We start from the raw sequence: 24455 nt of genomic DNA, 5'->3' as shown, positions 1-24455 counted from the left end.
GAGTCACTAAATTGCCGTGCAGTCTACACCTTCATACGGTTTGGATAAATTGCCGCAGACAAAATTCCCCTTAGCGACGCAACCTAATCAGTAAGCTTAAGACAAAACACAATGCCGCACACACCACAATTGAAGGCCCAGCGGGAGTATCTAAATGCCACGACATGGATAGCCCTCCAAGCACTGACAACAGGCCAATTACACTGGCCATTAACGCCATTTGTTCAGGGCTGCGGGCCAACTTTTGTGCGGTGGCAGCGGGAATAATCAGTAACGAGGTAATCAATAACACCCCCACCACCTTCATTGCCACTGCAATCACCACTGCAATTAACAACATCAACACCAAGCGCAGTTGGGTTACTGGTAAACCCTCAACTTTGGCTAGTTCTTCATCCACCGTTAACGCCAGCAGGTTACGCCAAAAATAGCCCAGTAGTCCTAGCACTAAAATACTACCCAAGACTATGAGCAGTACTTCATTAAAGCTCACCGCCAATAGATCGCCAAATAAATAACCCATAAGATCTACCCGGACACTGGGCATAAAACTTAAGGTCACCAACCCCACGGCCAAGCTACTATGCGCCATAATGCCCAACAACGTATCGGCTGCTAGCGACTGCTGTTGCTGCATAATCACCATAAACACAGCCAACAATAAACAAACCCCTAGCACCATTACGCTCGGTGAAATTTCTAACAATAAGCCTAAAGCCACCCCAAACAATGCCGAGTGAGACAAGGTATCGCCAAAATAGGCCATGCGCCGCCATACCACAAAAGAGCCTAAAGGCCCTGCCACTAAAGCCAAAGCGATACCAGAAATTAGTGCATATAAAAGAAAGTCAGCCATGGGTGCAATCGGGCCCGTGTTGATGATGAGAAGTATGCGGCGTGACTACGCAGCCATGTAAATCGTGGGCATGATCGTGATCATGGTGATACACCGCTAGGTTACTGGCAGCTTTGCGGCCAAATAGCTCAATAAAAGCTGGATCTTCGCTCACTTGCTCAGGGTGTCCTGAACAACAAATATGGCGATTTAAGCAAATCACCCGATCAGTTGACCCCATCACCAAGTGCAAGTCATGGGACACCATAAATACACCACATTGGTAACGCTTTCGTAAGTCAGCGATTAACTTATACAGCTCCAGCTGACCATTCACATCCACCCCTTGAACCGGCTCATCTAATACCAGTAACTGGGGCTTGCGAAGCAGTGCACGGGCTAAGAGCACTCGCTGCAACTCACCGCCAGAAATACGCTGAATGGGGCTATGCAAGACTTTTTCCGCCCCCACTTCGGCTAAGGCCTGTTGAATCTCGCTCTTACGAGTATTTGGCACCAAGCGTAAAAAACGCTCAACGGTCAGCGGCATAGTCGGATGCACCGCTAGCTTTTGCGGCATATAGCCAATACGTAACTTTGCTTGGCGCGTGATGCTACCGCTGCTGGGCTCGAGTAATCCTAATAAAATTTTTACCAAAGTGGTTTTGCCAGCACCATTTGGGCCAACTAACGTAAGCGTTTCATTGGCATATAACTCAAGACTGATCTGCTCTAGAGTATTTTTACCGGCAAACTCAATACCAATATTATCTAACTTAACTAAGGGTTTAGGCATGCTGTGCTCGACATTGGGCACACTCACCCGCTACTTCCACAGTATGGTTGTGCACTAAAAAATCAATACTTTGCGCCTGCTGCGCAATTGCTTGATCGATTAAACCATGGGGAAATTCATAGGCTGATTTACACAGCTGACAAATGAAAAAATGCCCTTGGTGTGGGGTTTCTGGATGCTGGCAACCAACAAAGGCATTTAATGAAGCGATCCGATGAATTAAGCCATTTTCCAATAAAAAGTCTAACGCTCGATATACCGTAGGCGGCGCAGCACGGCGGCCATCCACGGTACTCAACACCTCTAAAATATCATAGGCCCCCATCGGCTGATGACTTTGCCAAACCAGCTCCAGCACCCGCTGCCGTAACTGGGTAAAACGTAATCCTTGCTGTTTACATAGCTGCTCGGCTTGGGCTAAGGCATGATCAATACAGTGCTGATGATTCTCTTCACTGCAATGGTTAGGTATTTTTTCCATTGGTAGCTGACTCCACAAAAACTAAACGTTACTATATAACTTTTCTTTAGCGAGATACATCATCATGCTGCGCAATTTTCTTTCCGCGGTGGTTCTAGCCGCAACTGCTGCTTCCGCTCAAGCTGAAGTAAAGGTGTTAACCAGTATCAAACCGCTACAATTAATTGCCACCGCTATTCAAGGCGATGCCAATCAAGTAGAGGTTCTGCTACCACCGGGTGCCTCACCCCATGCTTTTACTTTACGCCCTTCTGATTTGCGCCGCCTACAACAGGCCGACGTTTTTTATTGGATTGGCCCTGATTTAGAGAATTTTTTACCTAAGCTACTCAAGCAGCGTCAGCAGCTCTCAGTTGCGCTGCAGGATCTGCCACAGTTAACCCTGCTACATTTTACCGATGGACACAGCCATGAGCATGAGCATGAGCATGAGCATGAGCATGAGCATGAGCATGAGCATGAACACAGCTTAGATGCGCACCTCTGGTTAGATCCAGCCAATGCCCAGCGTATTGCAGAACAGATGGCTAATGATTTTTCCGCCCTGGATCCCACCAACGCTGCCACCTATCAAGCGAATCTTGAGCGCTTCCGTCAGCAGCTACAACAATTGGAACAAACGCTCAGTCAGCGCTTAACTATCCAGCAGCCTAAACCTTTTTTTGTCTTTCACGAGGCATACAACTATCTTGAACAACGCTATCAACTGCAGCACCAAGCTGTGTTTAACCTGTCCAGTGAAGTACAGGCTGGCGCTAAACACGTACAGCAAACGCGCCACACTTTAGAACAAGCCGGCGCCAGCTGCTTGTTCTACGAAACACCACTGACCCCAAAACTAGCCGCTAGCCTGACCCACAACCTACCCGTGACTCTGCTGCCACTGGATCCCCTCGCTACTGACATCCCTGTCACCGCTGATGGCTATGTGCGCTTTATCGAACAGCTAGGCACTACCCTAGCCGACTGTTTAAGCCATTGACCGGGGTAATAATAAGCCAATCGGCAGACTGACTTTAGCTTCTAAACCACCACCTGCACGGTTGTTTAGTTCAACTGAACCGCCGTGCTGCTGGGCAATGCGCTTAACTATTGATAAACCCAAGCCCGCGCCATGCCCACCACGCGCGGCATCGCCACGAATAAAGGGATTGAAAATACTTTCAATTTCCTCTGCTGGAATTCCAGCGCCACGATCGAGCACACTGACTGCAATATAGGGAGCTAACTCATTGCCTTCAATGGAGGCGGCAACCTCTACTCCACTGCCACCATAACGCAGCGCATTTTCAATTAAATTGACCAGTAATCGCTTGATCGACACCCGGCGCAAAGGCACATCAGGTAGTTCCTCTAAACAGAGACGCACCAAAGGTTCTTGACTGGCATCGGTATGATTATAGGTCGCTGCCACTTCTTTAATCAGATCAACCAAGTTACCCATTTCTAGCGGTTCATCACGGCCATCACGAATAAAGGCTAAAAACTGATCTAAAATGGCATCCATGTCCTCAATATCCCGCACCATGTCCTCTTTAAACTCACAGTGCTGATTAGACAACTCAACCGATAGGCGCAAACGCGTCAGTGGCGTACGCAAATCATGGGAAACCCCAGCCAGCATCAGCTCGCGCTCACGACCCGCTTGCTCTACGTCTTCGGCCATCTGGTTAAATGCTCGATACACCTCCGCCATTTCACTAGCGGTTTCAGGGGCTACCGGTAAACGTACGCTGCGCCCCTGCCCTAGTTGCCGAGTCGCATGGACTAACCGCTTTAACGGTAAACTCAAATGCCGTACAAAAATCCATGCCGCGCCTGTGGACAACAAACCGATACCTAAAAACCAGCCAAACAAATTCCACATCCGCTGCCCACGTAAAGGATGGGGATATAGCGGTACCCGCACCCAATCAGGGCCCAGTGCTGGTGCATGCACCCATAACGCCGGAGGGGCTTGGGCACGAATCCGCACCTGGGTTTCTTCACCTAACTCGGCGCGCATTTGCTCACTGAAAATATCACTATAGGGCCAGTGTTTTTCTCCTAGCGGTACCTCTTGTTCCTGTACCCGCTGCAGCCCTGCGGCTTTAGCTATGACCGGCCGCTCATTGGGTGCTGCGGCCCAGTAAGCACGCAAGGTGAGTGCTGCCCCATGGCTGTACTGACGGTCCACCAGTACATCTTCATTAACCATCAGATAAACCAAGGTTAAGGCTTTAGAAAATAAAACCGTAAGCAGCACCATCCACAAGGTGCGAGCAAAGAAACTTTGTGGAAACCAAAAAGGCAAACGCATTTACTTCTGCCCATCCGGCACAAATACATACCCCACACCCCATACTGTTTGAATATAACGGGGCTTGGCTGGATCTGGTTCAATCATGCGCCGTAATCTTGAAACCTGAACATCAATTGAGCGCTCAAGCGCATCCCATTCTCGGCCGCGCGCTAAACTCATCAGCTTATCTCGAGTTAACGGCTCCCGTGGATGCTCAACCAAGGCTTTAAGCACTGCAAACTCACCGGTGGTAAGCATTTGTAGTTCACTGCCTTTTTGCAATTCACGGGTGGCCAGATGCAGTTGATAATCTCCAAAGCTCACCACCTGCTCACTGTTGCCTGGGGCCCCAGGCACTGCCACCACTTGACGACGCAGCACGGCTTTAATCCGCGCCAATAACTCACGTGGATTAAAGGGCTTGGCTAAGTAATCATCTGCGCCCATTTCTAAACCTTGAATCCGGCTGCTTTCATCACCTTTGGCAGTCAGCATGATAATTGGAATTTGGTTGTTTTCCTGACGTAAGCGTTGGCAAGCAGTTAAACCATCTTCACCGGGCATCATCAAATCTAACACCACTAAATTGAACACTTCACGGGCCAATAGGCGATTCATCTGTTCAGTGTTTTCTACCGCGCGAGCACGGTAGCCTTGCTCATTTAAAAAGCGCTCTAACAAATTACGTAAACGGGCATCATCATCCACAATCAAAATTTTTTCGGCTTCATTATTCATAGTGCATCCTCTCTTAATTGCTGTTTATTATGAACTAAGCCGCAGAGGGAGGTTAGTACGCATTGTTAGCAAATTTTACACTCTGCTAAGGGTTTTCTAAGGAATCCAATGCCTTGCGCCAACGCTTGTCCTATAATTAGCCATTTCATTTAATTCATACTCCAGACAATTAGGTAACTCATGGATCGTATCAGTTCCCGCATTGCCGAAGAGCTCGGTGTCCGCTCGCAACAAGTGAATGCAGCTATCGCTTTACTGGATGAAGGCTCAACCGTCCCTTTTATTGCGCGTTACCGAAAAGAAGTAACCGATAGCCTAGATGACACCCAGCTGCGTCACTTAGAAGAACGGCTACGCTATCTACGTGAGCTCGAAGAACGACGCAGCAGTATTTTAAGCAGCATTGAAGAGCAAGGAAAATTAACCGCCGAGTTACGTACAGCGATTACTACAGCGGACACTAAAACTCGCCTTGAAGACCTATATTTACCCTATAAGCCCAAACGCCGCACCAAAGGCCAAATTGCTCTAGAAGCAGGCCTTGGCGAGCTAGCGGATCAGCTATTTAACGATCCCAACCTAGACCCTGAACAACAAGCAATCAGTTTTATTAACCCAGAGCAAGGTTTTGCCGACAGTAAAGCGGTGCTAGAAGGGGCTAAATATATTTTAATGGAGCGCTTTGCTGAAGACGCTGAGTTGCTGGCACAGCTACGTGCTTTTTTACAGCAAGAAGCGTTGTTTAGCGCCAGCGTCATTACCGGTAAAGAACACGAAGGAGCCAAGTTTAGTGATTACTTTAGTCATCAAGAGCCCTTTAAGTCGGTGCCATCGCACCGTGCATTAGCTGTTTTCCGTGGACGAAATGAAGGGATTTTAACCGCTAAACTAGTACTCCCCGATGAAGTGCCCGGTGCGATGCATCCCTGTGAAGTGATGGTTGCTCAGCAGGTTGGCATAACCTATCAAGAGCGCCCGGCTGATGCTTGGCTGGCAGAAGTGGTGCGCTGGACGTGGCGTATTAAGCTAGCCACGCATCTAGAAACCGATCTATTTAATGAGTTGCGCGAACAAGCAGAAACCGAGGCAATTAATGTATTCGCCCGCAACCTGCATGATTTATTGCTCGCCGCCCCAGCTGGACCACGCTGCACCTTAGGCCTAGACCCAGGTATTCGTACTGGCTGTAAAGTCGCGGTAGTGGATAAAACCGGTAAGCTGCTCGCTACCACAACTATTTATCCCCATGAGCCACGCCGGCAATGGCAGGAGTCCTTAGCGGAACTCGCAAAGCTGTGCAAGAAACATGCGGTCGAACTGATTGCGATTGGCAATGGTACCGCCAGCCGTGAAACCGATAAGCTGGCTGGCGAGCTTTTAAAATTGCTGCCTGAACTGAAGATGAAAAAAATCACCGTCAGTGAGGCTGGTGCTTCGGTGTACTCGGCCTCAGAACTAGCAGCCAAGGAATTTCCCGAATTAGATGTCTCTTTGCGCGGCGCGGTGTCCATTGCCCGTCGCCTGCAAGACCCTCTGGCCGAGCTAGTCAAAATTGATCCCAAGTCTATTGGCGTTGGCCAATATCAGCACGATGTTTCCCAAGTGCAATTAGCTCGCTCGTTAGATGCGGTCGTAGAAGACTGTGTAAACTCAGTAGGCGTGGATGTAAACACTGCCTCGGCGGCACTGCTAACGCGGGTCTCTGGTTTGAACAGCACCCTCGCCCACAATATTGTGAACTATCGCGATGAGCATGGTGCTTTTGTTGATCGTTCTGGGCTGAAAAAAGTACCCCGTTTAGGCGCTAAAACCTTTGAGCTATCGGCTGGCTTCCTACGCGTGATGGACGGCAACAATCCACTCGATCGCTCAGGCGTTCACCCAGAAACCTATCCTCTGGTTAAGAAAATTGCCCAAGATACTGGGCGCGATATTCGCTCACTGATTGGTGACTCGGCATTTTTGCATAGCCTAGATCCTCAACGCTTCACCGATGAGCACTTTGGCTTGCCAACGGTGACAGATATTTTGGCCGAACTGGATAAACCTGGCCGTGACCCGCGCCCTGAATTTAAAACCGCAGAGTTTCAAGATGGCGTTGAAGAGCTAAAAGATTTAGTACCTGGCATGATTTTGCAGGGCGTAATCACCAACGTCACCAACTTTGGCGCCTTTGTCGATATTGGCGTGCACCAAGATGGTTTAGTGCATATTTCGGCCCTATCCGAGCAGTTCGTCAAAGATCCGCATACCCTAGTTAAAGCCGGTGATATTGTGCAAGTGAAGGTGATGGAAGTAGAGATCGAGCGCAAACGTATTGCTCTGTCTATGCGTCTTAGCGATCAACCGGGAGCAAGTTCAGCACCTAACCAACGCAGAACCGAGCGACCACCGCAAGCCACAACGGCAAAAAAGAATACCGCTGCCAGCCAGCAACAAGGTAGCATGGCGGCATTATTTGCCAACGCCAAACAGCTTAAAAAGAAATAACGCACTCTAAGTGCGCTCTCAGACTAACGAACCCTTGGTTTGGACGAGAGTCTTTATTTACGAGCGTCGCTTCGGCGCTCGCAGTTTAACGCTTAGTGCAAACAAAGAGGACAATGAACTTGAGCGAAATTTATAACCGTCGCTTGGCCCTATTAGGCCAACCCGACTCCCTAGCTCAGCTCAAACAAAGCTTACATGGCATTGAGCGTGAATGTTTACGAGTCGATAAAAGTGGGCAGCTATCGCAGCAACCACATCCTAAAGCACTGGGTGCAACGCTGACTCACGGCTCAATCACCACCGACTATGCCGAGCCATTACTCGAATTTATTACCGCCGCTTTACCGGACTCTCAGCAAACCCTTGAGCAGCTAGAAGAAATTCATCGGTTTACCATTTCACAACTGGCCGATGAGGTGCTCTGGGCTCCTTCAATGCCAGGGGTTTTGCCTGATGAAAGTGAAATTCCGGTGGCTTACTACGGCGAATCAAATATTGGCCAGTTTAAATGGGTCTATCGCCAAGGATTAGCCGTACGCTATGGCAAAACCATGCAGTGCATTGCGGGCATTCACTACAATTACTCCTTGCCTGATTCACTGTGGGGCATCTTGCAAGAAGATGATCAAGATCCGCGCAGCGCTCAAGATTATCAGTCCGCTCGCTATATTGCGCTAACTCGTAATTTCCGCCGCTATAGCTGGTTATTAATGTACTTATTTGGTGCATCACCTGCGATAGATAACAGCTTTGTGCGCCATATGCAGCACTCCCTTGAGCGGTTTGATGAGCATACGCTGTATTTGCCCTACGCCACCAGTTTACGCATGAGTGATCTGGGCTACCAAAGTAATGCTCAGGCCAGCCTCACTCCCTGCTACAACGAGCTGTCCAGCTATATTCAAAGTATCCGCAAAGCGGTGGCTACACCTTATCCGCCTTACGCCGCCTTTGGCACCGAGCAAGCCAATGGTGAATGGCGCCAGCTCAATACCAATATTTTGCAGATTGAAAATGAGTACTACTCAATCATTCGTCCCAAACGCATTACACAAGGTAATGAGCGCCCAGTCGAGGCTTTAGAAGCCAGAGGGATTCAGTATGTCGAGGCACGCTGTATTGATATCAACCCATTTTTAATGCTTGGTATCGATTTAGAGCAAGCTCGATTTTTAGATGTGTTTTTACTGTACTGTGCCCTGCAAGACAGCCCTCGCTTAGAAGGTGGCGAGTGCCCGATGTGCACGGAAAACTTTATGCAAGTGGTTAAACAAGGTCGTAAACCCGGCCTGATGCTAACCCGCAAATCAGGCTCGGTTAGTCTGCAAGACTGGGCTAAAGAGCTATTTGATGGCATGCAAGCTACGGCTGAGTTGCTAGATAAAGCCTATAACACTAACCAGCACAGTGACGCACTTAGCAGCAACTACCAAAAGCTGCTCAATGTTGAGCTCACGCCCTCTGCTCAAGTATTGGCCAGCATGCGCGCCGAGCAGCAAAGCTTTAGTGAGTTTGCCCTCGCCCAAAGTTTGCGCCATGCCCAAGCGTTGGCCGCTAAGCCATTAACCGCTGAGCAGCTGGCTTATTACCAACAACTAGCCAGTCAATCAATTGCTGAACAACAGGCCATCGAACAGCAACCACAACTGCCGTTTGCTGAATATCTAGCCAAGGTTTCACTACCTTAAATCTTGCTAGCGTGGAGTAGACAAAGAAAAACCCAAAAAGCAGCCGCACTTTTTGGGTTTTTTGTTAGATGCTTACAGTCACACAGCGCTTTAGATTTTTAAGCACAGGTACTTAATCTCTAAATAATCTTCAATACCGTATTTAGAACCCTCACGACCTAAGCCAGAGGCTTTAACTCCTCCAAAGGGAGCCACTTCATTCGAAATGAGTCCGGTATTCACGCCTACCATGCCGTACTCTAACGCATCACCAACTCGCATAATTTGACTAAGATTCTGACTATAAAAATAAGCCGCTAAGCCAAACTCAGTGTCATTTGCTGCCCGAATCACCTCAGCCTCGTCACTAAAGCGAAATAATGGCGCTAAGGGACCGAAGGTTTCATCCTTAGCTACCAGCGCCGTCACTGGCACTTCCGTTAAAATGGTTGGTTCAAAAAAACTACCGCCTAACGTATGGGACTGACCACCTAATACAATCTTAGCGCCCTTAGCCGTCGCATCGGCAATATGTTCCTGCACTTTAGCCACGGCTTGCTGATCAATCAGTGGCCCTAAGTTCACTCCTTCAGCTAAACCATTACCTACCTGTAACTGGCTGACTGCTTGGGCAAATTTCTCAGCGAACTCATCGTATACCGCCTCATGAATATAGAAACGGTTAGTACAAACACAGGTTTGACCATTATTGCGATACTTCGATTGCACCGCGCCCGCCACTGCTGCCTCAATGTCAGCATCAGCAAAGACAATGAAGGGCGCATTGCCGCCTAATTCCAGTGACACCTTTTTAATATCAGCCGCACATTCTGCCATTAACTGGCGACCAACATCAGTCGAGCCGGTAAAGGATAATTTACGCACACTAGGACTACTGGTTAAAACTTGGCCAATTTCTCCTGCCGAGCCCGTCACCACATTAAACACACCCTTTGGAATCCCAGCACGCTGAGCTAACTCAGCTAACGCTAAAGCCGAGTAAGGAGTTTGTGAAGCAGGTTTAAGCACCATGGTGCAACCTGCAGCCAAAGCCGGCCCTGCTTTACGGGTAATCATAGCTGCTGGGAAATTCCATGGCGTAATGGCCGCAGTCACACCAATAGGCTGTTTAATCACCAGTAACCGCTGATCGGTTTGCGGCGCAGGAATAATATCACCATAAACTCGCTTCGCTTCTTCGGCAAACCACTCAATAAAAGAAGCAGCGTAGGCAATTTCACCTTTAGCTTCAGCCAACGGCTTACCCTGCTCGAGCGTCATCAGCCGCGCTAAGTCGTCTTGATTGGCCATTATCAGCTCAAACCACGCCCGTAAATAGGCTCCGCGCTGCTTGGCCGTTAGTGCCCGCCAAGCTGGCAACGCCTGCTCTGCGGCCTGAATTGCCTGCTGGGTTTCTGCCGCCCCTAATTTCGGCACACTGCCGAGCAATTCTTGGGTGGCTGGATTATGTACATCAATAAACTGTTTTGACTGTGCATCACACCACTGGCCATTAATAAAGGCTTGCTGGCGAAATAACTGCATATCTTGTAATTGTATAGATTGAATCGACATCGCAGGTTCCTCGGCAGGGATAAAAGGCTTGAAGGTTTGAAGGTTTGAAGGTTTGAAAGTAGCTCACGCCCTTTCAAACAAAGGATTAATTTACGCTATAGCAGACTCAGCAGGGAATAAATAGTTTGTGCTAGAGCTAACCTCGAATGCTCAAAACCAAAAAGCCCATCACTCAGGATGGGCTTTTGGCTAGTGCACAGCTTAAGCTAAACGCTTATAACGCACGCGCTTCGGTTGTAGCGCTGCATCGCCGAGACGTTTTTTACGATCTTCTTCAAACTCGGTGTAGTTACCCTCGAAAAACACCACCTGGCCATCATCTTCATAGGACAGAATATGGGTTGCAATTCGGTCTAAGAACCAACGGTCGTGGGAAATCACAATCGCAGAGCCAGCAAAGTCCAGTAAGGCTTCTTCTAGTGCGCGTAAAGTTTCTACGTCTAAGTCGTTAGAAGGTTCGTCCAACAGCAATACGTTGCCGCCTTGCTTGAGGGTCAGCGCCAAATGCAAGCGACCACGCTCACCACCAGATAAGTCTTTGACAAACTTCTGTTGGTCTGCACCTTTAAAGTTAAAGCGCCCCACATAACCGCGAGAAGGTACTTCATAGTTACCCACTTTAATCATGTCAGCACCGTCAGAGATTTGCTCCCAGACCGTTTTATTACCATCTAAATGATCACGGTGCTGGTCAACACTGGCCAACTCAACGGTTTCACCAATCACGATTTCACCGGAGTCTGGCTGTTGTTCGCCCATAATCATACGAAACAGCGTCGATTTACCAGCGCCGTTGCCACCGATCACCCCAACAATCGCCCCTTTAGGCACTGCAAAGGATAAATCATCAATCAGGATACGATCGCCAAAGCCTTTGCGCACGTTATGAAACTCAATCACTTTATCGCCTAAGCGTTGGCCCGCTGGGATATAAATCTCGTTGGTTTCGCTACGCTTTTGGAACTCTTGCGACTGCATTTCTTCAAAACGCGCTAAACGTGCCTTGGATTTAGACTGGCGGCCTTTAGCCCCTTGGCGCACCCACTCTAACTCCGCTTTCATCGCTTTGTTGTGGCTTAGCTCTTGCTTCGCTTCTTGCTCTAAACGGTTAGCTTTAGCTTCAAGCCACTGGGAATAGTTACCCTCAAATGGAATACCCTGACCCCGGTCTAGCTCTAAAATCCAACCAGCTACGTTATCTAAGAAGTAACGGTCGTGGGTAATCGCCACCACAGTGCCTTGGAAATCATGCAAGAAGCGCTCAAGCCACGCAACCGAGTCAGCATCCAAGTGGTTAGTTGGCTCATCTAGCAGTAACATATCAGGCGCTGAGAGCAATAAACGGCACAGGGCAACGCGGCGCTTTTCACCACCCGATAAATGCTCAACCTTGGCGTCCCACGCCGGCAAGCGAAGGGCATCTGCTGCCACTTCTAATTGGCGCTCAAGGTTATGGCCATCGGCGGTTTGTAAAATTGCCTCTAATTTTGCTTGCTCGGTGGCTAATGCATCAAAATCGGCATCGGGCTCGGCATAAGCGGCGTACACCTCGTCCAAGCGCGCCTGGGCCTGCTTAATTTCATCCACCGCTTCTTCAACGATTTCTCGTACGGTTTTGCTTGGGTCTAACTGCGGCTCTTGGGGCAAGTAGCCAATTTTAATTCCTGGCATCGGACGAGCTTCGCCATCAAACTCTTTATCCACACCGGCCATAATGCGCAGTAAAGTAGACTTACCCGCACCGTTTAAACCTAAAACCCCAATTTTTGCCCCAGGGAAAAAGGACAACGAAATATCTTTTAAAATCTCGCGCTTGGGCGGCACCACTTTACTTAGGCGGTGCATTGTAAACACGTATTGAGACATGAAATACCTAGCTAATTAAACAACCATAAAGCTCAGGCTAAACCTGAGGATTTTGCAGGCAAGCTACCTGAAACTCGGCACTTGGGCAAATAACAATCAGGCGTATTTTACGCTGTTTCTTAATTCTGTAGCAGCTTTTCTCCAGACTGAGCTTTTCTTATGCAACAAGTGACCCTGATTCATGTGCGCCTTGAAGCAACTTAGGGTAGAATCAGCGCTTAAATTTATTCCGCCCAGCTAATTCTCAGGGGACTGTTATGTTCAGCCGTGATTTAACTATTGCTCGTTTTGACGCCGAACTGTTCGAGGCGATGGAGAAAGAAGCCCAACGCCAAGAAGAGCACATTGAGCTTATTGCTTCAGAAAACTACACCAGCCCAGCAGTGATGGAAGCGCAAGGTTCTGTGCTGACCAACAAGTACGCTGAAGGTTATCCAGGCAAGCGCTATTACGGCGGTTGTGAACACGTTGATGTGATCGAGCAATTAGCCATTGATCGCGCTAAAGAGCTATTCGGCGCCGACTACGCTAACGTACAGCCCCATGCAGGTTCACAAGCTAACTCTGCTGTTTACCTAGCATTATTAGAAGCGGGCGATACTATTTTAGGTATGAGCTTAGCCCACGGTGGTCACTTAACCCACGGTGCTTCAGTGAGCTCTTCAGGCAAACTGTACAATGCGGTGCAGTACGGCATCACCGATGAAGGTTTCATCGACTACGACGAAATTGAGCGCTTAGCGGTTGAACATAAGCCAAAAATGATCGTAGCCGGCTTCTCAGCTTATTCTCAGGTGTTAGATTTTGCCCGCTTCCGTGAAATTGCGGACAAAGTAGGTGCCTACCTGTTTGTCGATATGGCGCACGTTGCTGGTTTAGTTGCTGCTGGCATCTACCCCAACCCAGTCCCCTTTGCGGACGTGGTAACCACCACTACCCACAAAACCTTACGCGGTCCACGTGGCGGTTTAATTTTAGCTAAAGCTAACCCTGAGCTTGAGAAAAAATTAAACTCAGCGGTATTCCCAGGCAGCCAAGGCGGCCCGTTAGAGCACGTCATTGCTGGTAAAGCTATCTGTTTTAAAGAAGCATTACAGCCTGAGTTTAAAGCCTACCAACAGCAGGTAGTAAAGAACGCACAAACCATGGCTCAAGTTTTTGTTGAGCGTGGCTTTGATGTGGTGTCTGGCGGTACTGAAAACCACCTGTTCTTGTTATCCCTGATCAAGCAAGACATTACCGGTAAAGATGCCGATGCTGCTCTAGGCCGCGCAAACATCACCGTTAACAAAAACTCCGTGCCGAATGACCCACGTTCACCTTTCGTTACTTCTGGCTTACGTATTGGTACCCCAGCAGTAACCACCCGTGGCTTCAAAGAAGCTGAGTGCCGTGACCTTGCAACTTGGATCTGCGATATTTTAGCTGATATCGAAAACGAGCAAGTGATCGCTGAAGTACGCGAAAAAGTGAAAGCAATCTGCGCCAAATTACCGGTATACGGTAACTAAGCTCTACTGCTTCGCTAAGCAAAAACGCCGCTCAATGTCAGCGGCGTTTTTGTTGCTCGCTAATAAATTACAGCAAGCGCTTACACTTCGAGTAAAAATGTAACAGGCCCATCGTTAGTTAAGCTAACTTGCATATCCGCCCCAAATTGACCGGTTTGCACTATCGCGTGCTGTTGTTTTGCTTGCTTAACTAACAAATCAAACAGCTCTTCCCCTAAGGCAGGTGGCGCAGCGGTAGTAAAGCTAGGACGCAGCCCACTTTTCGTATTAGCTGCCAAAGTAAATTGGGAAACCAATAATAAACCACCCTGAATATCTTTTAAGGATAGATTCATTTTATCCTCGGCATCAGCAAACACGCGGTAATTCAATAACTTATGCAGCATCTTAGCCACAGATGCCGGCGTATCCTGGGGCTCAATCCCGACGAGTACTAATAAGCCTTGCTCAATTTGCCCGATAGTCTGTTGCTCTACTTCAACCCTGGCGCGGCTAACACGCTGAATCAATGCTTTCATTAGCTAAACCTTATACCTATGAATCCGGATAAAAACCCATAAAAAAGGCAGCCGCTACGGCTGCCTTATTAATCGAAAAACGATTATTTGACTTCGTGATGATAACCCGTGACCCGCTCAACTTCTTCTTTAGAGCCTAGGAATACAGGTACGCGCTGGTGCAGCGAAGTTGGCTGAATATCCATAATACGCTGCACTCCGTCGGTTGAAACACCGCCGGCTTGCTCTACGATAAACGACATCGGATTGGCTTCGTACATTAAGCGCAACTTACCCGGCATGCTTGGATCACGATTATCTTTTGGATACATGAAGACTCCGCCGCGGGTCAGGATACGATGTACATCAGCAACCATCGAAGCAATCCAACGCATGTTGTAGTTTTTCTCTAGCGGACCTTCGGTACCTGCTAGCATTTCATCCACATAGCGCTTCACTGGTGCTTCCCAATGACGCTGGTTTGACATATTAATCGCAAATTCAGCGGTGGTTTCAGGAATGCGCATATTCTCGTGGGTTAAAACAAATGAACCCATTTCAGAGTCTAGGGTAAAACCAATCACCCCACTGCCGAGCGTTAAAATCAGCATAGTTTGTGGGCCGTAAATTGCATAACCCGCAGCCACTTGCTCAGTACCTGCTTGCAAGAAGGCATCTTCCCCAAGATCACCGGTATCACCATTGCGATCAGGGCAGCGCAATACGGAGAAAATAGTCCCTACCGAGACGTTAACATCAATGTTGCTTGAACCATCTAACGGGTCAAACACCAATAGGTAAGAACCTTTAGGGTACTGACCTGGAATCTGGTAAGCCTTTTCCATTTCTTCAGAAGCCATGGCAGCTAAGTGTCCACCCCATTCGTTGGCTTCGAGTAAAATTTCGTTAGACAGTACATCTAATTTTTTCTGTACTTCACCCTGTACGTTTTCCGTACCCATGCTACCAAGCACCCCACCTAAGGCACCTTTAGAAACTTGGTGGCTGATCATTTTGCAGGCGCGGGCCACCACTTCAATTAAAAAGCGTAATTCGGCAGGGGTTTGGTGCGAGCGGGTTTGCTCGATAAGAAAACGACTAAGGCTGGTACGGGACATATTAGCTCCAAGGGCTACAGCAACGAGCACAGCCGATCAGCTGCACCCTATTAATTAAGCTCAAACAGCATGTTTGATCAGAAAAAGATGATGCTGACTATTGTAGCTGAATCTGCCACCTAGCTAAATCAACTTCTGCTTACGGGTTTAAAGTTCCTGCTAGCTGTTGAAAATTTGAGCAAGATCAAGACATTGAGCTAAGATGTGCCGCACAATACGATTAACGTTGTAATTATTTAGTTATTTGTACTCGTTTTATTGGAGTTTATTATGCGTAAATCCGTTTTTGCAGCCTCATTACTAGCGCTTGCAGTAGCAGCCCCCGCTGCATACGCCCACCAGGCAGGTGACATCATCGTTCGTGCGGGTGCAGTAACCGTTCAAACTAAAGAAAATACCTCTTCAGTCAAAGTAGACCGTGGTGCATTAGCAGGTGCTAACTTAGGTGGTAAAGCCACTTTAGATAATGATACTCAGCTTGGTTTAAACTTTGCCTACATGGTGACTGATCACGTAGGTATTGAATTGCTCGCTGCAACCCCTTTCAAGCACGACGTTGCAATCAAAGGCACTGCACTAGGTGATCACAATCTCGGTAGCTTAAAGCACTTACCACCAACCTTAAGCGCTGTACTGTATCCCATGGCATCAGGCAACAAATTCCAGCCCTATGCAGGTTTAGGTATTAACTACACTTGGTTCTTTGACGAAAAGGTAGGCAGTACCGCTAAAGGTAACGGCTTTAACAACTTACGTGTTCAGAACTCTTGGGGTTGGGCGGCACAGTTAGGTGCTGACTATATGCTAACTGATAACCTGATGCTAAACGGCCAGGTACGCTATATTGATATCGATACCAAAGCTTATGTTAACTACAATGGTAACCGTGCAAAAGTTAACGTAAACGTAGAGCCTCTCGTGTACATGGTAGGCCTAGGTTACAAATTCTAAGATTAATTTCTTAGCTATTAAAAATAGGCGCATGATGCGCCTATTTTTTTATGCTGAGTTTAATTGTTATGAGCCCTTCAACAACTCAGCCAAGCCTTGCTCAATTGAGACGGGCTGGGTGAGGGGGAAGTAATGCTGAAGGCGCTGATTATTGGCTAGTGAATGCTTAATATCCCCTGCTCTAGCTGAGCCATAACTAACACTCAGGGGCTGTTGTAAGGCCTGTTCGATCCCTTGCAGTAATTGATTCAGGCTCACCGAGCCGCCTAGCCCAACGTTAATCGCCCCACCACTTGGGATTGCATCCACCTCAAGTGCTGCCTGCAAAATTTTCACCAGATCACTGACAAACACAAAGTCACGGGTTTGCTCGCCGTCACCAAATACGGTAATCGGCAACTGCTGCTTAGCTCGCTCAGTGAAGATGCTAATGACTCCAGAATAAGGCGAGGAAGGATCTTGGCGTGGGCCATAAATATTAAAGAAGCGAAAGATAACCGGCTCTAGTTGGTGCTCGCGCTGATAAAACTCTAAATAATATTCACTGGCTAATTTATCACTGGCATAAGGTGTAAGGGGCTGTTTGGCTAAACTTTCGCTAATCGCCTCACCTTCACCGTTATTACCATATACCGCTGCGCTAGAAGCAAATATCACCCGCTTAACTTGATGCTGGCGCATGGCCTCGCAGACATTTAAGGTGCCAATAAAGTTACTTTGGTGCGTGGCTAAAGGCTGTTCAACCGAAGCCTGCACCGAAGCCACTGCAGCCAAATGCGCCACGGCATCACAGCCTGCAACACAGCTAGCTACTAGCTCTGCATCAGCAATATCACCTTCAATAACGGTTAAGCGCTCACTACGTGGTAAGTTACTTAACTTACCCGTTGAAAAGTTATCCAACACCCGTACCTGATGCCCTTGAGCTAACAGGCTATCCACTAAGTGCGAGCCAATGAAGCCAGCGCCACCGGTGACCAAAATAGTTAATTTAGACATTACGATAATAGCTATCCAAAAGTTCAGCTAAGCCTGCCCGCCAAGCGCGTGGCTTAATGCCGAAGGTATAAGTAATTTTACGGTTATCTAACACGCCATGCTGCGGCTCAATTGTGGCGTCGGAGAAATACGCGTGGGGCTGGGCAATAACCTCTTCGGAGAGTTGGGGGCGCCATTGTTTAGCCTCGGCTAAAATAGCTTTGCCCACCGCTAAGCTGGTCGCTGCCTCTTGCCCACCGTAGTGATAAGTCCCCCACAGTGCCGCGCCACAATCTAACTGCTTTAAGATCGCCATCAAGACCCTAGCCACATCAGCAATCGGTGTCGGATTACCGCGTCGATCATCGGCCATTTCAATCAGTTGATGATCTTGCGCACGCTGTAACACACGGCCTAATAAGCCTTGAGGATTATCATCAAGCACCCAGCCCAAGCGCAGAATAATATGCTGTTCGCAGGTTTCACGAACCACCTGCTCCATACGCATCAAAGCTTGACCACGGGGACTTAACGGCTGGCACTCTTCTTTTTCTGAATAGGCCGTGGCCCTCGCGCCATCAAACACGCGGTAGCTGGAGGGTTGAATTAAAGTCACCTGATCCTTTGCACAGCGCTCAGCCAGTAAGCGCAGCACCTGCTCTTGCGGTGGAAAAGTTGCAGGGTTAACCGCACCCGCCTGAAACCAGTCGTAGTAATACGCCAAATTCAGCACTAAATCAGGCTGTACTTCAGCAAATAGCGCTTGCAAACTTTGCGCGCACCAGTCGCCCTCTGGCGCTATCGGAGCCACAAAGGCAATATCATCTTCCGCCCCTAAATGCATTAAGGCCTTACCCAGCGCATTACCGCCACCGAGTAAAATTAAACGCAAACGCATAGTGACTCCTTATTTAACTCGTGGACTATTGCGGCCGTCGTCCTTCTAAAGCGGCAATTCGGTTTTCAATACTGGGATGCGTGGAAAATAACGAATCCCCTTTGTTATAAATATAGGCTGCACTGCGATAGGCTTGCCCAGTACTGTCATGCTCATACTGATGCTGCTGATGTTGGCCAGAAATTTTACGCAAGGCGCTGATCATCGCTTGATTATCTTGGGTGAGCTGCACTGCTGCCGCATCCGCCATATACTCACGTGTCCGGGAGAGATATAAATACAGCACCTGAGTAATCACCGGCAAGACCAAGTTCAGCAGCATTAAAATCATCCGCGCTTTATTGGCCGCCTGATTACGCTCACCACGGGCAACAAAAAATAGCTGACTAAAGATGTTAGTGATCGTCAAAATAACATTGGCTAAAATACCTACATACAGCGTAAGTTTTGAGTCGCCATGCACAATATGCCCCACTTCATGGGCCATTACTGCCTGTACTTCTTGCCGATTTAACTGATCCAGTAAGCCTTGGGTAACCCCGAGAATCGCGTTTTTCGATGACCATCCGGCCGCAAAGGCATTGGGTTCAGGGGTGGCTAGAATATAGAGCTTAGGGATATAGCCTAACGCCGCGGCTAGGCTGAGCTCTTCCACGATATTTAATAGCTGCCGCTCGCCGCGGGATAACTCAGCAGCAGGTGAAATTTCTCTGGCATTCATCCCGGTGAGCATCATCTTATGCCCCCAAAAATGAATGGCAATAATCCCGAGTACTGTCAGCGCTAAAATCAACAAGGTGGCGTAAGGCATTTGTTGAAAACTAGCAAAGGCCCATAGGTTTTCCGCTAATCCCCAATAAGGGTTAGCATTTAATACCGTATCTACCAACAGCCCCACCAGCGCCATAATCAGCATATAGCTAGCAATAACTAACTTAGTGCGCTGATTATTACGACGAATAATTTCTCGAAAATCCATGATTAACTCCTTTGGCCCTAAGTGCTGGCTAACAGTGACTTAGGGCGTTATTCAGTACAGGATTAATCAAAGCTAATACGGCGCTCTTCTTCTTGCTTAATCGCGGTTTCATCTAAGCGCCAGTAGTCTTTATCTAGATTCAATGAAGGAAAAAACTTCACAATAAATAAAGCCGGAAACGAAGCAATGTAAGCGCGGAATTTTTCTAACGAGTTGTTATAGCCTGTTTTCGCAAAAGACAGTTTGTTCTCGGTAGAAACAATTTCTTCTTGCAGATTAGTCATAATCTCTGCTGACTTTAATTCGGGGTAGTTTTCCACCGCGACATTAATCGCCCCACTAGAGACCACTTTAGATAACTCTTGCTCAGCAGCTTTGGCTTCGCTTGGATTAGTTGACTGAGCTTGAGCACGTAGTTCGGTAATTTTAGTAAAAACTTCAGACTCATGACTTAAGTATTTTTTTACCGTAGCCAGCAAACTATCAAACACCTTACCCCGTCGATCCAACTGCACTGAAATCGCAGTTTCACTGGAAATCACCGCTTCACGCAAGGTAACTACGCGGTTATACAGATAAAACACCAGCGCTGCTAAGGCAATCAACACCACTAAAAATTTCATAGTTTCAATCCTTTTACATGAATGACTTAGCCTGCAGTTTAACCCGAAGTGCTAGCCCAACGATACGCGCGGGGTAAAACAATCCACACTTAGACCTACGGCGACCCGGCTTTCTCCAGCTGCTGCTGGAGCAGCCCGATTAATTGCGCCAAAGCCCCTTGGTTTTGTTGCAACACCTTAATTCCAGCCTGCCCTTGTTGCTGACACAACGCCTCGGACTGCTGCCAACCCAGCAGTTGTTCAGCCAGCGCTCTTGGCGTACTCACTAAAGTTAAGGCGCCCGCCTGTTGCAATTGCTCGGCAATCTCTAAGAAGTTAAAGCGCGAAGGGCCCGCGGCAATGGGTTTAGCCAGTGCTGCAGGTTCTAAAAAATTATGCCCGCCATTGTCCACCCAGGTCCCGCCAACAAAGGCGGCATCGGCTACGGCGTACCACAGCATCAGCTCGCCCATACTATCGCCTAGCAACACTTGATCCGCCGCCTGTAATGCACGCTGCTGCGAGCGCCGCATACTACGCAGCCCCTGCTGCTCTATCAGCTGCGCCACCTGATTAAAACGCTCGGGATGACGTGGCACTAAAATCAGCAACGCCTCAGGCACCTGCTGCAGCAACTGCTGATGGGCCTGTAAAATTAGCTCATCCTCACCGGCATGGGTACTCCCTGCAACCCAGACAAAACGTGATGCTAAGTGCCATGTATCCGCTAACTGCGCTGCAGATTTTAGTAATTCAGGGGCCACGCTTAAATCAAACTTAATCGATCCGGTCACCTGTACCGCGGCAGGTTGAGCACCCAATTGTAAAAAGCGCTCAGCTTCGGCTTGGCTTTGCACCGCAATGCCAGATAGTTCAGCCAGCATAGGTGCCGTTAAGCGCTGAAACTTGGCATAGCCTTTGGCCGAGCGGGCAGATAAACGCGCATTGGCCAATACCACGGGAATGGAGCGCAAATAACACTGATGAATATGGTTAGGCCACAGCTCGGTTTCCATCACGATGGCCAGTTTAGGCTGCACTTGATTTAAAAAGCGCTTAGCCGCACAGGGCAAATCGTAGGGTAAGTAACAGTGCTGCACCGAATCACCAAACAAGGCTTGAATCCGCTCGGAACCGGTGGGCGTCATGCAGGTTAAGGTGATAGGTAACTGCGGATATAACTGCTGCAACTGCTTAATTACCGGTGCTGCGGCAATGCTTTCACCCACTGACACCGCATGCAACCAAATACCACCTGGCTTAAAGGCTAACTTTTTTAATGCAAAACGCTCGGCAATCCGCTGTCGATAGGCCGGTGCTTGGCGCGCACGAAACTGTAAGCGCAACCAAATAAACGGCACGGCCAAATACAGCAAGATGCTATACAGTGTGCGATTCATCATTTAGCGCTGCACCGGACGTTTTTGTAATTTACGCTGCAAAGTCCGGCGATGCATACCCAGTGCCCGTGCCGTGGCAGAAATATTGCCCTCATGCTCGGCTAAAACCCGCTGAATATGCTCCCATTGGATGCGATCCACTGACATAGGATTTTCTGGAACCAAGGTTTCCACATCGGCTTTATCTGATAGCAAGGCAGCCAATACATCATTGGCGTCGGCAGGCTTACACAGATAATTACAGGCCCCGCGCTTAATCGCCTCGACTGCCGTAGCAATGCTGGAGTAACCGGTTAAAATCAGCACACGCATTTCAGCATCTAACTCGAGTAATTTTGGCAGCAAGACCAAGCCAGAATCACCCTCCATTTTCAGATCAAGCACCGCTAGATTAGGCAAATCGTGCTTTGCGATCTGTAAACCATCATCGGCATTGGCAGCCACCGATACCCGCAAGCCACGGCGCGTCATCGCGCGAGCCATAACATGGGTAAAGGTTTCATCATCATCTACTAGCAGTAAATGGGGCTGCTCGGTGCTATCAAATATAGCGTCATCAGTCATTGCGTACTCCTATTCGAGCGGGCGATTAATTATCGACATGCTTAAGCGCAAGGTAAGCGCAACTCGGCTAAGGTCCCACCCGTTGCATGATTATAAAGCTTTACCGTGCCCCCTGCTCGGTTGACGCTGGCTTGAGTTAAAAACAAGCCCAAACCAAAGCCTTTACCCTTAGTAGTAATAAAGGGCTTACCCAGTTGCTCAGCAATGGCTAAGGGCACTCCGCTGCCATGATCTTTAATCTTGACGCTGATCCATTCTTGGCTCCACTCCAGGGTAATAATCAAATTATCTGGGCAGGCATCTGCAGCATTATTCAGAACATTTAATAGTGCTTGCGTCACATCTGCCGGAATCTGTTTACTTGGCTCATTCTCACGGCTTAACACTTGATAGCTGTAAGTAGCCTCAGGGCGCATCAGATGCCAGCGATCCAAGGATTTTTTCATCCACTGGGTAATCGGCTGCCACTCGGTTTTATGATTGCGATCCGCTTCTGAGGCCCGCACCAATTGCTGTAAGGTTTCGCGGCATAACTTAACTTGGCCCTGTAATAACTTAACGTCTTCATGTAACAAACGATCCTCGCGATAGCTTTGTTCCAGCTCTGCCAGCAACACACTCATGGTCGATAACGGAGTACCTAATTCATGCGCAGCACCTGCCGCTTGGGTAGCTACCGCTAATAACTGCTGATCACGCATGGCTTCTTCACGACGCACCGCTTGCAATAAATCTTGATTGCGCACCGCGCCAGCCATCTTCACCACAAAAAAGATAATAAAAACCGCCGATAACGCAAAATTCAGCCACATACCAAACAGGTGCAAAGAAATCAGATTAATGCCGTACTTTTCACCCACCATGTGTAATGGATGAAACCAAATTAATAGCGCGGTATAACCGGTTAACGCTAAGCCGCCCAAAATCAGCGAGTACATCCAAGATAAGGTTGCAGCAGCAATGGTTAGCGGCACTAAATAATAGGCCACAAAGGGATTGGTTGACCCACCGGTGTAATACAGCAAGGCACTATGGATAAAAATATCGAAACCCAATTGCACGGCAAACTCAAACTCCGTCACCGGCCATGACAAACGCAACCGTAATAGCGTGAGCAAAATGGCCATAAACGACAGTACCAACAACCCTATTAGCTGCATCCAATCTAAATGAATTAACTCCGAGGCGTAGGCAATCCATAAGGTAGCGCCTTGGGCGACCAACACCACCATGCGAATAATCGCTAAGCGCCATAAATTTTGCTGGCTAGCAGAAAACAGTTGGGCAGGGGCAAGCATAGTTTTCCTTAAATTTATCCTTACAAAAAGCGAGCCAGTACGGTAGCGGCTTGGCTTACTATGGAACTCAACCTGTAGTTTAACAGTCATTGGGCTGATTAATTTTGGAGTTTACCTATGTCTTCTGTGCTTAAGCCGTTACTTTTAACCCCGCTGTTAGTGGCGGGCAGTTTATTGCTAAATTCCGCCCAAGCAGCCGAACCGCGCTTTAATCAGGTTTCACTGCGTGCCGAAGCCAGCACCGAGGTGCCCCACGATCTGATGTCAGTCACCCTATATAGCGAGGAGCGCGGCGCAGAACCAAACGTTATTGCCGAAAAAGTCACCGCGCAATTAAACCAAGCAGTGACCAGTGCTCGTAAAGTAGAAGGCATTAAGATCAGTATGGGTAATCGTAATAGTTACCCAGTTTACGGTGAAAAGAATCAAGAAATTACCGCTTGGCAAGAACGCGGTGAAGTTCGTTTAGAAAGTAAAGACTTCACCGCCCTCTCGCAACTCACTGGTGAACTGTTAAAAGAGTTAAAAATGGGTGGTATGCAGTTTGCAATTGCCCCAGAAACCCGCCGCGAACACGAAGATAAGTTACTAGCCGAAGCGATTAGCGCGTTTAAAGCCCGGGCCAAAATTGCCACCGATGCTTTGGGTGGCAAGTCTTATAAAGTGGTGAACTTAAACTTGAACACCAGCAACTTCCCAACGCCACCGATGTATATGCGCGCTGCCAGTGCTAAATATGCCATGAGAGAGGCAGCTGATATTCCTCAAGTAGAAGGCGGCAATGCCCAAGTAACGCTGTCTGCCGATGGGGTGATTGAGGTGCAATAACCTTCTCTGGCACTCGCCCTAATGGGCAAATGAGACAGCAAACGACAATTACTCTCATTTGCCTTTACTTAATTACTGAGAATGATTAGCATGTGCGCCACT

At 48.3% G+C, this 24455-nt stretch carries 21 protein-coding genes and 1 pseudogene; 6 read left to right on the top strand and 16 right to left on the bottom strand.

All coding sequences use genetic code 11. The features are described 5' to 3' along the window. Window positions 1-70: 70 nt before the first annotated feature. The 3 genes from znuB to AC2T15_RS00740 are packed head-to-tail and all read right to left on the bottom strand — an operon-like array spanning window position 71 to window position 2112. Complete coding sequence (gene znuB / locus AC2T15_RS00750; RefSeq protein ID WP_286594143.1) at window positions 71-856, bottom strand: zinc ABC transporter permease subunit ZnuB; 786 nt, start codon at window positions 854-856, stop codon at window positions 71-73. Beyond that, complete coding sequence (gene znuC / locus AC2T15_RS00745; RefSeq protein ID WP_486778488.1) at window positions 849-1631, bottom strand: zinc ABC transporter ATP-binding protein ZnuC; 783 nt, start codon at window positions 1629-1631, stop codon at window positions 849-851. Before znuC ends, znuB begins: the two co-directional genes overlap by 8 nt. After that, complete coding sequence (locus tag AC2T15_RS00740) at window positions 1624-2112, bottom strand: Fur family transcriptional regulator (RefSeq protein ID WP_286594142.1); 489 nt, start codon at window positions 2110-2112, stop codon at window positions 1624-1626. The genes znuC and AC2T15_RS00740 overlap by 8 nt, the downstream gene beginning before the upstream one ends. A 64-nt stretch (window positions 2113-2176) precedes the next feature. Here AC2T15_RS00740 and AC2T15_RS00735 point away from each other — a divergent pair, with 64 nt between their 5' ends. Further along, on the top strand, window positions 2177-3094 hold the full coding sequence (locus tag AC2T15_RS00735) for a zinc ABC transporter substrate-binding protein (protein WP_486778487.1): 918 nt from the start codon (window positions 2177-2179) through the stop codon (window positions 3092-3094). Here AC2T15_RS00735 and AC2T15_RS00730 read toward each other — a convergent pair. Beyond that, window positions 3083-4411, bottom strand: a complete 1329-nt coding sequence (locus AC2T15_RS00730) for an ATP-binding protein (RefSeq protein WP_053100939.1) — start codon at window positions 4409-4411, stop codon at window positions 3083-3085. The genes AC2T15_RS00735 and AC2T15_RS00730 overlap by 12 nt on opposite strands. Beyond that, window positions 4412-5131, bottom strand: a complete 720-nt coding sequence (gene ompR, locus AC2T15_RS00725; protein ID WP_053100938.1) for an osmolarity response regulator transcription factor OmpR — start codon at window positions 5129-5131, stop codon at window positions 4412-4414. Between the two features lie 180 nt (window positions 5132-5311). On the opposite strand from ompR, the pseudogene AC2T15_RS00720 reads away from it, so the two are divergent. Next, window positions 5312-7505, top strand: a pseudogene (locus tag AC2T15_RS00720) (Tex family protein); the annotation flags it as partial. A 235-nt stretch (window positions 7506-7740) separates the two neighbouring features. Beyond that, a complete protein-coding gene (gene gshA, locus AC2T15_RS00715; RefSeq protein ID WP_486778486.1) occupies window positions 7741-9309 on the top strand; it encodes a glutamate--cysteine ligase in 1569 nt (522 codons plus the stop codon). A 90-nt stretch (window positions 9310-9399) separates the two neighbouring features. On the opposite strand, the gene gabD is transcribed toward gshA, so the two are convergent. Beyond that, entirely contained in the window at window positions 9400-10848 is a 1449-nt protein-coding gene (gabD, locus tag AC2T15_RS00710; RefSeq protein WP_486779055.1) for an NADP-dependent succinate-semialdehyde dehydrogenase, read from the bottom strand. A gap of 216 nt (window positions 10849-11064) precedes the next feature. Next, window positions 11065-12729, bottom strand: coding sequence for an energy-dependent translational throttle protein EttA (gene ettA / locus AC2T15_RS00705; RefSeq protein ID WP_053100936.1), 1665 nt, complete (start codon window positions 12727-12729; stop codon window positions 11065-11067). A 257-nt stretch (window positions 12730-12986) separates the two neighbouring features. On the opposite strand from ettA, the gene glyA reads away from it, so the two are divergent. Further along, entirely contained in the window at window positions 12987-14240 is a 1254-nt protein-coding gene (gene glyA / locus AC2T15_RS00700; protein ID WP_053100935.1) for a serine hydroxymethyltransferase, read from the top strand. Window positions 14241-14320: 80 nt separating this feature from the next. Here the strand turns inward: glyA and dtd are convergent, their stop codons facing one another. Continuing rightward, window positions 14321-14758 (bottom strand): D-aminoacyl-tRNA deacylase, encoded by a 438-nt coding sequence (dtd, locus tag AC2T15_RS00695; RefSeq protein WP_286639191.1) that lies wholly within the window; start codon window positions 14756-14758, stop codon window positions 14321-14323. Between the two features lie 83 nt (window positions 14759-14841). Next, window positions 14842-15855, bottom strand: coding sequence for a class 1 fructose-bisphosphatase (locus tag AC2T15_RS00690; RefSeq protein WP_053105036.1), 1014 nt, complete (start codon window positions 15853-15855; stop codon window positions 14842-14844). Between the two features lie 270 nt (window positions 15856-16125). On the opposite strand from AC2T15_RS00690, the gene AC2T15_RS00685 reads away from it, so the two are divergent. Continuing rightward, complete coding sequence (locus AC2T15_RS00685; RefSeq protein ID WP_286594130.1) at window positions 16126-16806, top strand: OmpW/AlkL family protein; 681 nt, start codon at window positions 16126-16128, stop codon at window positions 16804-16806. 66 nt (window positions 16807-16872) lie between these two features. On the opposite strand, the gene AC2T15_RS00680 is transcribed toward AC2T15_RS00685, so the two are convergent. The 7 genes from AC2T15_RS00680 to AC2T15_RS00650 form a co-directional block, all read right to left on the bottom strand. Next, window positions 16873-17805: an NAD-dependent epimerase/dehydratase family protein gene (locus AC2T15_RS00680; protein WP_286594129.1), complete on the bottom strand. Its 933-nt coding sequence runs from the start codon at window positions 17803-17805 to the stop codon at window positions 16873-16875. Next, entirely contained in the window at window positions 17798-18682 is an 885-nt protein-coding gene (locus AC2T15_RS00675; protein ID WP_286594128.1) for a sugar nucleotide-binding protein, read from the bottom strand. Before AC2T15_RS00675 ends, AC2T15_RS00680 begins: the two co-directional genes overlap by 8 nt. Window positions 18683-18707: 25 nt before the next feature. Next, the gene (htpX, locus tag AC2T15_RS00670; RefSeq protein ID WP_486778485.1) at window positions 18708-19661 is read right to left on the bottom strand and encodes a zinc metalloprotease HtpX; all 954 of its coding nucleotides are present in this window, start codon (window positions 19659-19661) and stop codon (window positions 18708-18710) included. 62 nt (window positions 19662-19723) lie between these two features. After that, the gene (locus AC2T15_RS00665; RefSeq protein WP_486778484.1) at window positions 19724-20284 is read right to left on the bottom strand and encodes a LemA family protein; all 561 of its coding nucleotides are present in this window, start codon (window positions 20282-20284) and stop codon (window positions 19724-19726) included. Window positions 20285-20379: 95 nt separating this feature from the next. Beyond that, complete coding sequence (waaA, locus tag AC2T15_RS00660) at window positions 20380-21663, bottom strand: lipid IV(A) 3-deoxy-D-manno-octulosonic acid transferase (RefSeq protein ID WP_486779054.1); 1284 nt, start codon at window positions 21661-21663, stop codon at window positions 20380-20382. A gap of 3 nt (window positions 21664-21666) precedes the next feature. Further along, entirely contained in the window at window positions 21667-22227 is a 561-nt protein-coding gene (locus tag AC2T15_RS00655) for a response regulator transcription factor (RefSeq protein ID WP_053106049.1), read from the bottom strand. A 41-nt stretch (window positions 22228-22268) separates the two neighbouring features. Continuing rightward, the gene (locus tag AC2T15_RS00650; protein ID WP_486778483.1) at window positions 22269-23525 is read right to left on the bottom strand and encodes an ATP-binding protein; all 1257 of its coding nucleotides are present in this window, start codon (window positions 23523-23525) and stop codon (window positions 22269-22271) included. A 117-nt stretch (window positions 23526-23642) separates the two neighbouring features. On the opposite strand from AC2T15_RS00650, the gene AC2T15_RS00645 reads away from it, so the two are divergent. Then, window positions 23643-24353: an SIMPL domain-containing protein gene (locus AC2T15_RS00645; protein WP_053100925.1), complete on the top strand. Its 711-nt coding sequence runs from the start codon at window positions 23643-23645 to the stop codon at window positions 24351-24353. Window positions 24354-24455: the final 102 nt, after the last annotated feature.

The organism is Thiopseudomonas sp. SA1F2-1K (assembly GCF_057443035.1).
This window is presented reverse-complemented; position numbering and strand designations above follow the sequence as displayed.